The sequence below is a fragment of the Rufibacter ruber genome, assembly GCF_001647275.1.
Classification (GTDB): Bacteria; Bacteroidota; Bacteroidia; order Cytophagales; family Hymenobacteraceae; genus Nibribacter; species Nibribacter ruber_C.
The window spans coordinates 1-14,723 of the sequence record NZ_LRMM01000091.1 but is presented as its reverse complement, the minus strand read 5'-3'; the positions used below and the strand labels follow the sequence as shown (position 1 = coordinate 14,723).

Annotated in this window: 9 protein-coding genes; all 9 read right to left on the bottom strand. The window is 53.5% G+C overall.

What is annotated here, in order from left to right:
• Window positions 1-120 precede the first annotated feature (120 nt).
• Window positions 121-771 carry an OmpA family protein gene (locus A8O25_RS20600; protein ID WP_066839262.1) on the bottom strand — a complete coding sequence of 217 codons (651 nt, stop codon included), beginning with the start codon at window positions 769-771 and terminating at the stop codon, window positions 121-123.
• A 3-nt stretch (window positions 772-774) separates the two neighbouring features.
• Window positions 775-2,529 carry a hypothetical protein gene (locus tag A8O25_RS20595; protein WP_066839260.1) on the bottom strand — a complete coding sequence of 585 codons (1,755 nt, stop codon included), beginning with the start codon at window positions 2,527-2,529 and terminating at the stop codon, window positions 775-777.
• 487 nt (window positions 2,530-3,016) lie between these two features.
• Window positions 3,017-3,997 carry a hypothetical protein gene (locus A8O25_RS20590; RefSeq protein ID WP_066839258.1) on the bottom strand — a complete coding sequence of 327 codons (981 nt, stop codon included), beginning with the start codon at window positions 3,995-3,997 and terminating at the stop codon, window positions 3,017-3,019.
• Window positions 3,998-4,078: 81 nt separating this feature from the next.
• Complete coding sequence (locus tag A8O25_RS20585) at window positions 4,079-7,534, bottom strand: acetate and sugar kinases/Hsc70/actin family protein (RefSeq protein WP_153042858.1); 3,456 nt, start codon at window positions 7,532-7,534, stop codon at window positions 4,079-4,081.
• A gap of 419 nt (window positions 7,535-7,953) precedes the next feature.
• Window positions 7,954-9,405 carry a hypothetical protein gene (locus A8O25_RS20580; protein ID WP_066839253.1) on the bottom strand — a complete coding sequence of 484 codons (1,452 nt, stop codon included), beginning with the start codon at window positions 9,403-9,405 and terminating at the stop codon, window positions 7,954-7,956.
• A gap of 241 nt (window positions 9,406-9,646) precedes the next feature.
• Window positions 9,647-10,060, bottom strand: a complete 414-nt coding sequence (locus tag A8O25_RS20575; RefSeq protein WP_082893801.1) for a hypothetical protein — start codon at window positions 10,058-10,060, stop codon at window positions 9,647-9,649.
• A gap of 2 nt (window positions 10,061-10,062) precedes the next feature.
• Window positions 10,063-11,454: a hypothetical protein gene (locus A8O25_RS20570; protein WP_153042857.1), complete on the bottom strand. Its 1,392-nt coding sequence runs from the start codon at window positions 11,452-11,454 to the stop codon at window positions 10,063-10,065.
• Window positions 11,455-12,249: 795 nt separating this feature from the next.
• On the bottom strand, window positions 12,250-14,484 hold the full coding sequence (gene bglX / locus A8O25_RS20565; protein WP_066839249.1) for a beta-glucosidase BglX: 2,235 nt from the start codon (window positions 14,482-14,484) through the stop codon (window positions 12,250-12,252).
• Window positions 14,485-14,517: 33 nt separating this feature from the next.
• Window positions 14,518-14,723, bottom strand: a 206-nt coding sequence (locus A8O25_RS23570; RefSeq protein ID WP_206598720.1) for a hypothetical protein, incomplete at its 5' end; no start/stop codon positions are given.

Here is a 14,723-nt window from a genome sequence, read left to right as displayed (position 1 = left end):
CCTGTTTTTCTGAAAACAGGCCGAAAACAGAAGATATTTCTCCCGCATGCCGCTCACGGGAGAGCCTCTAACTGAAAAAAGGCCCTGCCAGACCTTCTCCCAGTAAACAGAGGTCTTGCCTCATTTTGCCTGCAAGGCCCCAACTTTAGGCAAAATCTGGATGACAAACCTGCGGTCCCGTACGTCACCGCTTCTTCCGGCGCCTTCAAAGCCACTGCCAGAGGCAATCAGCTCTATCTGGTTTTCAGGGAATTTGATACCGGCATCGCGCCAGAACCGCAGCAGCGCCAGGGCCCGTTTGTAACTGAGCTCCAGCGCAAATTCGCGCTGGCTTATGTTGCGGGGGTCGCCTTTGGGGAAACTGGCCGCCCGCCCGTCTATCACGATCAGGTATTTGATATCGGCGCCTTTGATGGAGGAGATAACTTGGCTGAGTTCTTCGCCGGCCCGGCGCAAGGGAGCCAAAGAGCGTTGCGGAATTACCGCGCTGCTCTGGGGGAACAGCACATCTACCAGCAGCTCATGCCGTTTGTATTTTTCATTATACTGGAAATACCGGCCGTCTAACCTAGAGAGGGCGGCTTTGATTTCGTCTAGTTTGCGCTTCTCCTGCACCTCTACCTGCAGGCGGGCAATGTTGCGGCGGTTCTCTGAGTCTTTATCTGTGAACATTTTGAAACTCAGCACAAAGAGCACCAGCATGATCAGGAACAGCACCGTCATGAGGTCTACGTAGCTGGGCCAGAAGAAATCGCGGTTTTCTTTGTTCATGCGTTACGGCCTCCGTCTGTTGTGCTGCCCACCGCCAAAGATTTTCCCCATGGCCGCTTTAATTGGCCCCGGCTCCATGCTCTTCTCTACGTTGGCGTTTAGGACGGCCAGTTGCTGCAGCAACTTCTGCTGTATCTCGGCGTCGGTGTCCAGCTTACGGAGCAGGCGTTCATGGGTGTGTTTGATTTCCTGGGCGGTTTCTTGCTGCTGTTTGTTCAGTTGGCTCTGCTGCCCGGTCAGGTTTTCAAAAGGCCGCATGTAGTCCAGAATGCGCTGGTACAGGTTGTCTTCGTTCAGCCGCCTAAAGTGCTCCTGCCATTTTTCATAGGCATTCTGGGCGTCGCGCTCCTGGTGCTGCAGACGGGCCTGCATCAGATCGGTCAGCTTGAGGGCTGCTTTGTCAAAATACTGTTCAGTGCGGTTGGCAATGGTGTTGAGTTCTTCTTCATGCCGGGCGAAAAAGTTGATTTGCCGTTGCAGGGCCTCGTCATGCTGCTGCAGGTAACCGGGCACCTGGTCAAACCCTTCCTGCAACCGGGTGAGGCGGTTGAGCACCTGCGTGATGTTCTGCGTGAGCTCCCCGCCCTTACGCACCGATTCGTTCAAAGCCTCCTGGTACTGCAGAAAGTTCATGAACAGGCGCTCGCTTTCCTTGATTTTGTCAAAGACCTGCAGGTTGGCATTGGCCATTTGCGTAAAGCCAATCTGGTCCAGCTTCTGAATGAATTCCTTCTGCGTACTGATGTTGTCGGTCAAAGTTTCCACAATCGGGCGGAAGCCCAAAATCTTATCCAGAAAGTCTTTGTTGAACGAGTCCAGCACCGATTTGAGGTTGCCCAGGCTGGCCGCCATGTCTGAATTGAGCTTGGGCAGCAGGTGGGTCTGCAAAAAGGTGTAGTAGGCGTTCTTGAGGCGGTCACGGGTGCTGCGCGCATCTTTCAGAGCGTTGTTGCCCAACAACGTGAGCAGTAGGCCGCACATACTGCCGGCCATGGCAATGAGCACGCCAAACAAGAAAGACGGAATGTTATGGTCGGTGATAAAAGAGGCATCAGGGTCAGAAGTGCCCTGCAGCCCCGTCCAGACCAGGCTGGAAAGCCCAATGATAACCCCGGCGAACGTGCCCAGCAAGCCAATGTACAAGGGCGTGGCAATGGTAGACTGCACCTCATTGTCCTGAGCCTCGGCGTAGCGCTCCGCCACGTCTTTTAATATGTTGAAATCGGCGGCCGCGCCTTTGTTTACGCGCAGGTACTCATTGGTGCTGTTGATGATCTTCTGAAACGTTTCTGACGGAGCCTGCGCCTGAATGAGGTCAATGGTTTCAGGATTCCGCTCAGAAGCAGCGGGAGAACTGGAAACCGCTGGACTGCTTTCCAAAAAGATATTCCCGGCATACAGCAGCTGCCTGAACTTTTCAATGGCAATGGTATAAAAGGGAACCGGGGCATTCTCGGCTGAAATGTGTAGTTCCTCTGCGTCTACCGCTACTATTCTTTTTATAACTGGGCTGGCGGGTGAATATTCCCGGAATGTCTCGCCGTACAGCAACCGGTCCCATTGCTCTTCTACGGTTGCCCCCGCGGGAGCACCAGCGGTGTTGCCGTGCATGGGTTGCCGGGCCACAGAAAGTTTCCCTTCAGGCGGGAACAGTTTTTCAATTTCTGTAATCCGGTTTCTGTTGCCCCTGTACACCCGCAGCTGGTACCCTACAATAAAGAGTACCATCAACGCCTCAAAAATGAATACTATTTCCATGTAAGTCAGTAAGGGTAAAGGGTATCTGGGGTCAGGTACGCCCGCAAAAGGCGCGGTTTTCCAAGGAAAGAAGAGCGGCCTGGGAACAGAAGATAAGTGGAACCCCTGATTGCGTTTTCGGCCTGTTTTCTGAAAAACAGGCCGAAAACAGACTTTCAGCCATGTTTCCGGGGAGTGTCTGGCACCCTTGCCTTTTTCTTCTTTTCAGCTGAATTGGCGGTTGGCGTAAGCGTTTACTTGCTGGTGCGTTTTTGGGCTATTTTTCCCAAAACAGGCCAAAAACGCACTTTCAGCAGGGCTATGGCAACTTGCCCTAATCTGTCATTCCGGAAGAATCACGGGAACAGGCGGCAACTACAGGAACGGCTTACAAGCGCGCATGTAGTTTGCCCATTGCTCCCTGAGTTCCTTTCAGGATGACACTCTGTTGAGCAAATTTGCCACCCCCGCTTCTGAACACCGGTAAAGTCAAACAACTATTCAGCCGCTACCTGAAATCTATTTTAGCTTTTTCCTGAATTTTCCAACCGTTGGTGGTTCTTACCAGCACGCCGTCGCCCTGCAGCACAATCTGGCTCACCATTCGGTTAGACGGCTTCTCAAACGAGAACGCGTTTTCCAGCCGGTCCATGCCCTGGGTGATGACAAACGCCTGGTTCCCTGACAGGTTAAAGCGATACCGCGTGCTGCCGCTTCCGTCCTGGGGGGTGTCAATCTCCAGGTAGCTGTCTGAGTCTGGCCGCAGCTGCAACTGGTGGCTTTTCACAATGCCGTCTTCCGGGATGATGGCATACCGGGTAGGGCTGGTGGGTGCTTCCTCCTGGCTTAGCTCCTGCAAGAGATGATCGCCTACCAGGTCGTTTCCTACGGTTGTTTTAGCGGTTGGGGTTGGGTCAGATTCCAGGTTGTTCATAGGTTCTCTGCGTTTGTTCTCGTTTCTTCTAGGTTGTGGCTCCCTTTTGCCTTGCGGGGCGCCAATGCTCTGAGGCTGTTGCGGCGCCCCAGACTGTGGCTGTGGCTGCCCTTGTTTCTGCCGTGGCTCCTGCTGCGGACGGGGTTCTTTGGGCTGCCTTTGCTGCTGGGGTTGCCCTTCCTGCCTGGCCCGGCCTTCCTGGGGTTGGCGCGATGGCTGCGGTTGCCCCTGGTTGGCGCGCCCTTCGCTGGTTTGCTGCCCGCGGGGGACTTGCGGCTCCCGCTGCTGTTTTTGCCTTGGCTCCTGCTGGGGCCGGGGCTCACGGCCGGGCGGCATAGTGGTTTGCCCGCCAGCACGGGCATTGCGGTTGCCGTCTTGCGGTTGGTTCCGGCCGCCTTTGCGGGCATCTTCTTTGAGGCTTTTCACCTCATCTTCTAGCTTGCGGTTTCGCTTCTCCAGATTCCGGATTCGGGAAAGCGCGCCGCCCATTTTCAGGAAAGTAAAGCCCGCGACCAATAAGGCAAGTATGCCCAGAATAAGTGGTATATAGTCCATACCGTGTTTTTGTTTAGGTGATGTGTATAAAAGGATTCCCTCTGGTCTCGTGTAGAAGAGCACCAGAGGGAATAAATAAGCTTAAACAATAGCCCCCACCTGCTGCTGGTACAGTTCTTTAGACAGCAGGTACAATGACTGTTTCAACGGCATGAAGAACATAGTCTCCGGTATCAGTTCCCGGTCAGACAAGCCGCGCAGCGTGTCTTCCAACACCATGGTGTAACTGTCTTGTATGTGGGACCGCATGAAGTTCAACACCCAATGCGGATCAACCTCTACCCCCATGGAACGCATGAGGGGGGCTACGTCTTCATCATCTAACAGCAGCTGCAGGCAGTTCATGACATTGTCCAGCACCTCCTGACGCAACGTGCCGGAAATCTGGCTTTTATTGACTGGTTTCAAAGCGTCTTCGCCAGCGGCCGTTCCCGTGGGGCGAACGATAGGAATATCTGTCAGGTCAGAGAGGCTGGCGCCTTCCAGGGCCATGGCTCCGCCGTTGGCGGTCACCTGTTTAGGGTTGTCTACCAGCACCAGTTTGAAGTTGGCCGGCGGCTCCTGCCCCGTCACTTTCTTGAAGATAGCCTTGGCGTACCGTTCCACATTAGAGAGGTTGTTGCCAGCACTAAGTAGCTTGATGTACAGACTGCCTTGCCCGCTAAAACAGATATACCGGGGCACCTGCGCGCCCAGTAGCTGCGTGAGCTTGGCCAAATGATACATCAATGCCCCGAAGTGCAGGTAGAACATTAGCCGCAGCTGCCGGGCCTGTAACAGCTGTGAGCTGTAATGCAGCTCTCTGTCATAGCTGAACAGCAAACTGGTAATATCTGCCGAACTGAAGTCCGGGTTGTCCAGGGCGGTTTCCAGGAATTTCTTGTATTCCTTGCCTTCCTCAGTAAGCGGAATCTGGAGCACGTGCTGCACGCCATATTGCAGCAAACCATTGTCTTTGCTGGTCTTGACCGCCGCAAATCCGTCGCCCCACAGGTCATTGCCCGCAAAGCGGAACGAGGCGCTGTGCGACGGCTTGCGGTTGGTGAACAGCAGCACGTCTGTGGTACCGCCGCCTATGTCTACGTTAATCAGGTTTTCGTCCTGGCTGGGCACCACCACCCCGGTTCTGGACAGGAAGTAAAACGGCGCCACAGATTCTGTAATGCAGGCGGTGTTTCTGCCGTTCTTGAACACGCTGTGGTACACGCCGTCCCAGACGTTCTGGAACATGTTGCGCGAATAGTCATCAAAGCTCAAGGGCGCAAACCAGACCACCTTGGTGTTGGCCACGTTGCCGTTGTTCAGCACCACCTTGTTCTTGATGAGCAGCATTATCTCTGTGAAGAACGCCTCAATGCGGCGCTTCCCGGTGTTAGACAAGGTTTCGCTCCACTTCAGGTCGGTGTGGTACGTTTGCTTGTACTGGTTCTGGTGCGTGCCCTCTGTGTTAATGGCGAACCCAATGTTGATGTTCCCGAACAAACTCGGGATTTGGTTCTCAAAGTCAGCCGACTCACAGGTGGCGGTACGGGCCGGGAACGTGTACAGCGAGCCGCCCGCGTTCAGGATTAACGGAATGAATTCGCGCTTGAGCAAATCCTGCACCGCAAACAACCTCCCGAACCCGCGTTTATGGAACCGCTGATAATCCGTTAAAGACGCGTCATCTGACGGCTTGTTCAGCATGACCAACTGCAAATCATTGGCCGTGATGGAGAACTCCTTGGGCGCCTGGTTAGAACCCGAGGTATAGGCGATGTGCGTGTTGGAGGTCCCGAAGTCAATGGCAAACGTGAACGACTGGATTCCCTGCTGCACCGGCTGGAACCTGGGTACAATCAACGCCTTGCCGGTTACGTCCATGCCTTCATGGGTCAGCTCAGCATAGTCAAAGTGCGTGCCCCTGATTTCATAGTAAGTGCTGCCGGCGCTGCTGTTGCTTTTCTTGGTTCTGCGCTGCGAGGTGGCCGAAATAATTCCGCCCCCGGCGTCTAACTGCCTACCGCCCGCATAGAACGAGAGTGAGTGGTTTCTATTGACGAGCAACGGGTCAATGTCTTCGTCTACCAGCATCACCTTGTAAAAGTCATTGTAGGTAGGCGCGTCTACGAATTTGTAGAACGGGAACACGCCAATGCCCACCCGTGACTTAAGAATATGTCCTTTCTCCGGGATAATCTGCCCGCTGGCGTCTCTTGAGTTCAAAGGGTTATCATAGTAGCTGCGCTCATATACCACGTTCCCCTGTTCGGTAGGGATTTGCAGCGTTACCCGCACGTGGTTCACATCTATGTGGAACGTGAGATGGGTGGCTAAATCCTCGGGGGTGAAATAGGAGAAGTACAGGCTGGTGAGGGGCAGCAGGTAGTTGAATGTTTTGTCTGTGACGCCCGGCTGGTACAGCACCGTGCCGCTGTAGAACCGGTCTGTGTTCACCTCATAGGGCACCTGTACAATGGTTTCCTGCAAGAGGTCATTAATGGTGAGGTACGGGTACTTGAACCCAACGCCAGGCAACGAGCGGGCCGAGATTTCTTTGCTGTCTGCGTAGCCCACGTGGGTGTTGGCCGGCCAAGCCAGGTTGTTCACATACTTCACGTGGGGCGCCAACCGCAAGTCTGGCTTCAAGACAATGGGCCGGTCCCCGGAAAAAGCGGCATTGGTGGGCCGCAAGAATAAATCGCTGTTGGTGACGGCGGTCTGGTCTTTTTTCACCAGAAACGTGAGGCTGCCCACGTGCACCGGGTTCTGCTGCAGGTCTACCAACGGAATGTACTCGGCGGCAATGGCGTTCTGCCCCACCACCCCAGACATGCTGATGCTGCGCAACAGGTTTTCATCTAAGGCATTGTACACCGCCGGGAACGCCTGAATAAACGCCGGGTTGGAGACAAACAGCTTGTGCACGTATTCCTTGAAATCCCGCTCGCGGTCATGGAGCGAGATATACTGGTTGTCAAAATACACGCCTACATTCTGGGCGCGGTTCATGCCCAGCGGCTGCACGTTGGGAGAGACAAAAAGAAAGGTGAGCGGCGAGGTGCCGCCCAGCAACTGCATGTGTTTTTCGCCGCGGGCATTGGTAGACTCCAGGTAGAACAGGAACAGGTCGTCTACGCCGTCAAAGCGGCGGTCGTTCATGAACAGCTCCAGCGTTTTGCCCAACAGGTTGGTGTTAGGATTGGCCTGCATGGCGTACAGTTGCTGTTGCTTGTTCCACCGGCGGGTCACTATTTTATTTCCGCCCTGGGCGTAGCTCTGGTGATTATAAAGCAATTCCCAAAGGTCCCAGAAATGAGTGACAAACTTATGGTAGATGCTGTTCTGGCCCGTGGTCACGCCCTGCTTCACAAAATCAAAGGCCGTTTCAAACAGGTGCATGCGCGCGAAAGGCGTGGGAATGGAGGCGTTTATTTTCTGAGCGCGGCCACCGGCCCCATCTACCATGTCCTTGATTTCGGTGCTGGTAATCTGGGCGGTTTTAGACCAGCCTTCTACGTTAGAGCCAGTTTTATGAAGACGAAGTACTTTCGGCATAGGTGAATCTGTTTTTAAGGTGTTTTCAGAAAAAGAGGCCAAAAACGCAAACGTGGGGTTTGGCGGTCTTTCTGGTGTTCTTTTTACTGTATCTGAACGTCCCCCTTTGAAGGGGGTAGGGGGATGATTACTCGTGCAGAGTTTCGCATTCCCGAGAATCAATTTTTTCTTTCTTAGTAGGTTTTGCAGTTGGTTCTTCTACCGCCTTTGTCATCCCCCTACCCCCTTCAAAGGGGGACGAAGTGCGTGCTTCCAAAATATCTTAATTATCTGTCTGTGATTTTCTCAAATGCACTCTCCTGTGTAAACATCCCTCTTAATCCCCCTTGAGGGGAGAATTTGCACTTAATGGAGCCCTTTCCTAGTTCACCCACAAGATTCTTCCAGAATGACAAAATGAAAGGGCCAAGGCACTTACTCTACGAATACTTCAGCTTTTCCTCTACCAGATTATTGGTGGCCACTTCAAATGCTTTGATGGTGGCTTTGAACGCCTCCCGGTCAGAGATGGCTTCAGAGGCGCGGTTGAGTTCTTTGACAAACGCCCCCTGTGAGATGCCCTTGTTCAGGAAACCGGTCTCAACCTGCTTGTCTGACACCATGCGGTTGAAGTCTGGTTCATTAAGATGGAAAGCCGAAAACGTTCTTTCCATGCGGCCCAACTCTTTCAACCAGGCCTCATACCCAAAGTCTGGGCTGTTCAGGAACTTGGTCAGCTCCCTAAAGATGGGCTCATTGCGCATGGCCCCCGCCAAATCAACGCCTTTGGCATAGGCGGCTTGGCTGTCTTCGGGCACGTGGTGGGTGAAATACCGTGAAAAGAAATGGAACCGAATCAGCTGCTTGGCAATGCGGTCACGGGTTTCCTGGTCCAGGTGCGAGAACTGCACGTTGTCTACGTCTTCGCGCAGGCCAAACTCATGGAAAAGCGCCGAACCGGAAAGCTCATTGTCTGAGTAGTCCATGAAGTCAATGATAGACAGGGCGCTGAGCAACTCTACCAGGTGGGCGTCGTTTTTCTGGCTGGCCCGGCCCGGGTTATTCTCCAGCGGCTTGTCTGGCGTGTCACCCATGTAGTAGGTGGCGTTCACGCCTTGCAAGTGGTGCTGGTAGTAAGAAAGCGCGTCTTTGGCTTTGGTGGTGAACGTGTTGGAGTCTATAAAATCTACCTCTGCCCCCGCCGCAGGCTGTTCTAAGGAGAAATACGGCAACACCACCATGGCCCCGGTGAGGGCGGCATTCAGGCTGGAGGCGTTGGGCAGGCTGGAGCGGCTGTCTTTAAAATTCTTGAGCAACAGCGGAAACCCGGCCGCGCCGGTGCCGCCAAAAATGGAGCTTACAAAGAAAATCCGGTCGCCGGCCTGGAAATTAGAGGCGAAGAACCGCATCTCTGGCGAGTCAATAATCTCATTCAGCACCACGCTGCCCACATTGGGGCTGCCCCTGAAGCCCACGTCCAGGCTGTTGTTCAGGTTTTCTGGGGTGAACAGGAGGTCTACCAATGCCTGGCTGTCTATGTCCAGCTGGTTATAGCCCACGTGGTCTTTGAACGGCTTGTTGATTCCGCCGAAATCATAGACAAAGCTGTCGCGCACCTTAGAGGAACCGTCACCGGCAATGCTGGAGAGCGTGCTGATGTTGGTATGGAAAAACCCCTCGTCACGCTTGCCCAGCTGGTCATGCAGGTGTTTGTAGGTTTTGAGCAGTTCCACCGTACGGTTCATGTCGCCGTTCTGGGTGTCTGGGTCAATGATGATGGGGACTATCTTATCACAGTTCTTGATTTTGACACCGGCGGCCATGAGCATAACCAGGGAACGGATGACCCTGGAGCCCGTGCCCCCAATTCCGAATACAAAAAGTTTAGCCATAGTTTATCTAGCGTAGGTTACCTAAGTAACGTTTTGGTCAGGGTTTTCAGATTAAGTTTCGTTTAAAACAACAAAAGTTGAATGTCCCCCTTTGAAGGGGGTAGGGGGATGATTACTCGTGCAGATCACGCATTCCCGAGAATTACTCTTACCCTCATTATAGTAATCACTTCTGCATTTTCAAAAGACCTTGTCATCCCCCTACCCCCTTTGAAGGGGGACGATATGCGTCATAGTCTTTCTATCTGGAGTGAGGCCATCTCATGGGGGTTGTCCAGGCCTGGACAGACCCTTTCTTGAGCAGCAGGGAGAAAACGAAAAACAGAACAAGGCTGAGCACCGCGTTCACAAAAGCAAAAGTGTAGGTGTACGAATGGGTTTCAACGCCGTTGCCGTTCACCTGCATAATGGGCACCGCAAAGGCAATGACGGCGTTCAGGATTAACATGATAAACCAATGCTTCGGCTTATAGAAACCCGTGCTCATGACCCGGTTGAACACATAGTAGTACAGCACCACCAGCGCTAGCGAAATGACCAGCAGCAAGAGCCCCGTGTTGGGGAAGATGACCTCGCGGTAATCTTGGGTAAAGTTGGCGGGCATGGGCCTGCCCAGGAAAAGCTCGTAAAGGCCGGAGAAGAAGTTCTGAATCATCTTTAGTTCGTTTCTTTGTTAAACTTTATGGTTGCCGTGAATACCTGCTCGCTTTTGTCACGGTACAACGCCTGCAGCCCCTCCACAATCTTTTGGAGCTGATACGTTTTGCGCGGTGCCGCCGCCGGATTATTGTCATTCTGTGTAGACCATTGGGGTATCCAGGCTGGCACCACAGACGGCAACTGCACCGTGAGCGTACCAGTAGCCGCCGTTACCTGGGTCACCGTTACCCGCACAAAGTGGGTGTAGGTAGCCAGTTCGGGCACCGCCCTGGTATCTGGCGTGGCTGCAACTACTGTACCAATCGCTGCTTTTCCGCCGGTCACTGTTAGTTGCAGATGCTTCTTGAGGTAAGCGGCCTCCTGCATAGACGCTGGCAACTGGCTCAAATCCAAGGCAATATCAAACGCCACCGGCGCCCCTTTCTCCGGAATTAAATTTACGCTGGTGCACACCTGCGCGGTACGGCTGGTGCAGTACACCACGCCCTGCGGCTTAAATGCCTTCGCTTTGAGAATAGCCGAATACGGCACGGCCCCATACGAAAACCCAAAATACGCCTGCTGGGCGGGCAGGTTGCGGAGCACTTTGTTAATGACCGTCTGCACCTCGGCCTGCGGGCCGATGACCCAGGTATAGAACGGGACTTCCTGGCCCGTTAGATTCTGTTTGGTCGCCGGTTTTTTAACTGCCGGGTAGTAGCTCCCATAGAAAGGCGAGGCATCTGCCAGCACCGCCACCACCAGATTCTTGTGTTCGGCCTGTTTCAGGCTGCTTCTTATGTCAGAGTCCAGGGAAAGGAATTGGCCGGGGTTGTTGGGGTCTGGCCCATGAATGAAATCAGAGACAATCACGCTCACCGCCCCGCCCTTAATGGAATTGGCCAAGGCTGCCTGCAGCATGGCCGGCAGCGGCGTGCCGCGCACATCTGCTTTAATACCGCTGGTAATGGTGTTCTTGAGCGTACCGTATGAGACGCTTTCCAGCACCGGTTGGCCCTGCCCGTCTTCCTTGGCCAAATAGTACCGCTTGCTGTCTACATAGATGCCGTCTTCTACTTCAGAGAGGAGTTTGTTCAGCCTGCTCTGGAAAACCGTGGGCTTTTTATCGGCGGCGGGCGGGGGCATAAAGCCTTTCATGCCATTAGACACCTCCAGGTACAAATCAACGTCTACTTTGGCCTTGGCCGAAGGCGGGGTGGCAGCAGGTGGCGCTTCGGTGGCCTCAGCCCCCGTTGCCGCAGGCGCGGCAGACTCTGACTTTGGCTCAGGGGCTGTTTCTTCCTCCTGTGATTTCTTGGTATAGCACCCGGTACCTGCCAGCACTATCATCAGCCAAAGCACTAGCGTGCCAGCCGTACGCTGTTTGTTGAACATGTAGTCGCTCTTCATGTGATATTGGGAACTTACTATATTTAACTCAAAAGGTTATTATTTCAGATGGGCCGGACCAAGCCAGCCACTAACAGAAGAGGGTTTGTCTTGCCTCCCCCTTACCCAACTACACACGGGCAAATGTTATTGCCTGGCTTACGCCTTAGAAACCTTGAATGAGATCCCACAGGCCAATCTGGACCAACTGATCCTACAACTTTTCGCCTTGCCCAACAAGGTAAACATAGGTGTCACAGGGTAATTTATAAAAAAATTTGGTTCGGGCCTGTTCGGTATCACGCACTAGTACATTGCTGCTTGACGCTTTACTGAGTAACCTGACCAGATGTTCCTGCTAATGCATTGGTCAGGAAGGTTAGAGTACCCTTTCTCCACCGTACTTCTACAACATTAGTAAACAGCCGCTGTAAAAGTCACCAGAAACCATGCGCCGTTAGCCAAGATAGTTTTAAAGCCAAAAGCCTGTTTTGGCCTGTTTTCTGAAACAGACACGCTTTTTGCTTTAGCAGAACCGGTGAAGAGCAACCGCACAACAAGCTAACACAGATTAGGGTATCTGGCCAGTTCAACCATGGCGGACTCAGGGGTTTGCCTCTACCGTATGTGGTTGGCTGTTTCTGGCCTGTTTTTAAAAAATCAGGTCGAAAACAGCCAACCACTATGACAAATGGCATCAATAAGGGAGAAAGCTTCTTACCCCCAAAACAGGAGCCCCACCTCTGTCATCTTCAGCAGTGAATTTTACCAGTACCGCTAATTTCTTAGCTGCTCCTTCTGCTTGCAACGCACCCCTTACTCAGCCAGGGCAAACTCTCCCGTCAGTTTGATGTTGTCTGAGGCGGTGCCTATCATGAGCTTGAAATCGCCGGGCTCGGCCACCCATTGCAGTTCCTGGTTGTAGAACGAGAGCTTGTTCTGGTCAATGGTGAAGGTGATGGTCTTGCTCTCGCCGGGTTTCAACATTACTTTTCTGAAGTCTTTCAGCTCTTTCACCGGACGCGCCAGGGAGGCCACTTTGTCTTGCAGGTACAGCTGCGCCACTTCCTCCCCGGCTACTTTCCCTGTATTGGTAAGGGTAAAGCTCACCTCCAACTTCTCATGGGGCGCAATTTTGGATTTGCTCAGTTTCAAGTCTGAATACCCGAAGGTGGTGTAGCTCAACCCGTACCCAAACGCATATTTTGGCGTGTTGGGCGCATCAATGTAGGCCGAGCGATAGACAATGTTCTTCTCATTGAGCACGGGCCGGCCGGTGTTGTAGAAGTTGTACGACAGCGGAATCTGGCCCACATTTCTGGGGAAAGTCATGGGCAGTTTACCAGACGGGTTGTAATCCCCGAAGAGCACGTTGGCGATAGCGTTCCCGCCCTCGTTGCCCAACCACCACGCAAACACCACCGCCGAGGCCTTGTCAGCGATTTGGTCAAAGATCAACGGACGGCCACCCATCACTACCGCCACAATGGGTTTGCCCAGTTTCTGAAGCTCCATAAACAGCGCCTCTTGCTGACCGGGCAAATTGATGTTGGTGCGGGATTTGGCCTCGCCGCTCATGTCCCAGGTTTCGCCCACGGCCATCACAATCACGTCTGCGCTTTTGGCGGTCTGGAGGGCTTCGGCGAAGCCGGCCTGCGAATTGCTTTTCACGTCACAGCCTTTGGCATAGAGCAGCTTGGTTTTTTTGCCCACTTTCTGCTGCACCCCTTCCAACAGGTTCACAATGATGGTGGTGTCCCCGGGTTGTACAATCCAGCTGCCCGCCAGATCACGCTTGCTCTGCACCAATGGCCCAATCAAGGCAATGGTCTGCGTGTTTTTTGACAGCGGCAAGGTGTTGTTCTCGTTCTTTAAAAGCACAATAGATTTCTGGGCCACCTCACGGGCAATGAGTTTGTGCTGCGGGTCGTTCAATACTTTCTGCTCGCGCTTGGCATCTGAGAACTTGTAGGGGTCATCAAACAAGCCCAGCTCAAATTTCTTGTAGAGAATACGGCGCACGGCATCATCTACCAGCTCCTGCTTCACCTTTCCCTCCTGCACCAGTTTCACCAGACTCTTTTTGTAAGCAATGCTTTCCATGTCCATGTCGCTGCCCGCGGTAATGGCTTTGAGGGCGGCCTCTTCTGAGTTCTTCGCGAAGCCGTGGGCAATCATCTCGCCAATAGAGCCCCAGTCACTCACCACAAACCCTTTATAATTCCACTGGCCTTTCAAAATGTCACGCTGCAGGTAGCTGTTACCGGTGGCGGGTACGCCGTTGAGGGTGTTGAACGAGTTCATGAACGTGGCTACGCCCGCGTCTGCGGCCGCCTTGAACGGCGGAAGATAACTCTCCCAGAGCATCTGCGGGCTCATGTCCACGGCATGGTAATCACGCCCGGCCAGGGCGGCGCCGTAGGCCGCGAAGTGCTTGGCGCAGGCCATCACCGCATCTGTGCCGCCCAGTTTCTCGCCCTGAAACCCTTTTACTCTAGCCGCCCCAATCAAGGAACCCAGATACGTGTCTTCGCCGGCGCCCTCCATCACGCGCCCCCAGCGCGGGTCCCGGGAAATATCTACCATGGGCGCGAACGTCCAATGAATACCGGAGGCCGCCGCCTCTTTGGCCGCAATGTGCGCCGACAACCTAATGGCCTCCAGATCCCAGGAAGCGGCCTCGGCCAACGGAATGGGGAACACGGTGCGGTACCCGTGAATCACGTCCAGGCTGAACAACAGCGGAATCTTGAGCCGCGACTGCAGCGCCACCGCCTGAATGGCGCGGGTGTCTTTCACGCCCTTCACGTTGAGCATAGAGCCTACCCACCCGGCTTTGATATCATTGAGTTGGTTGGTGTTTTTCTCGTTCACGGGCCCGGTCACTTCTTTGCCCGAATACTGGTTCAGCTGGCCCACTTTCTCTTCTAGCGTCATCTGCTGGAGCAGGTTTTCCACGCGCTGTTCAATGCTCTTGTCTTGGGCCGAAGCAACACCGGGGAAAATAAAACAGGAGAAAAAGGCAAGGGTAAGGATTCGTTTTTTACTCATGGTAGGCGTACTAGCTATGTTTAATGTTGCGTCTTAGAGAAGAGGATGAGTTAATCTTCCCCAACCGAGACCGAAGTTTTGTTCAGGTAAAAGGGGTTCCGTTTTTGGCCTGATTTCCGGAAAACAGGCAAAGGAAATCTGTTTTGGTTTGGTGGCAAGAGGAAAAGAGTGGTGAAAAACACTTTCTTGGAAATAAAGAAAAATTTCCGTTTTCGGGCTGTTTTGGCCAAAACAGCCCG

Excerpts from the sequence above, each read along its gene's own strand:
- A8O25_RS20590 (WP_066839258.1), bottom strand. The coding sequence starts at position 3,997 with ATGGACTATATACCACTTATTCTGGGCATACTTGCCTTATTGGTCGCG.
- A8O25_RS20585 (WP_153042858.1), bottom strand. The coding sequence starts at position 7,534 with ATGCCGAAAGTACTTCGTCTTCATAAAACTGGCTCTAACGTAGAAGGC.
- A8O25_RS20580 (WP_066839253.1), bottom strand. The coding sequence starts at position 9,405 with ATGGCTAAACTTTTTGTATTCGGAATTGGGGGCACGGGCTCCAGGGTC.
- A8O25_RS20575 (WP_082893801.1), bottom strand. The coding sequence starts at position 10,060 with ATGATTCAGAACTTCTTCTCCGGCCTTTACGAGCTTTTCCTGGGCAGG.
- A8O25_RS20570 (WP_153042857.1), bottom strand. The coding sequence starts at position 11,454 with ATGAAGAGCGACTACATGTTCAACAAACAGCGTACGGCTGGCACGCTA.
- A8O25_RS20600 (WP_066839262.1), bottom strand. The coding sequence starts at position 771 with ATGAACAAAGAAAACCGCGATTTCTTCTGGCCCAGCTACGTAGACCTC.
- A8O25_RS20595 (WP_066839260.1), bottom strand. The coding sequence starts at position 2,529 with ATGGAAATAGTATTCATTTTTGAGGCGTTGATGGTACTCTTTATTGTA.
- bglX (WP_066839249.1), bottom strand. The coding sequence starts at position 14,484 with ATGAGTAAAAAACGAATCCTTACCCTTGCCTTTTTCTCCTGTTTTATT.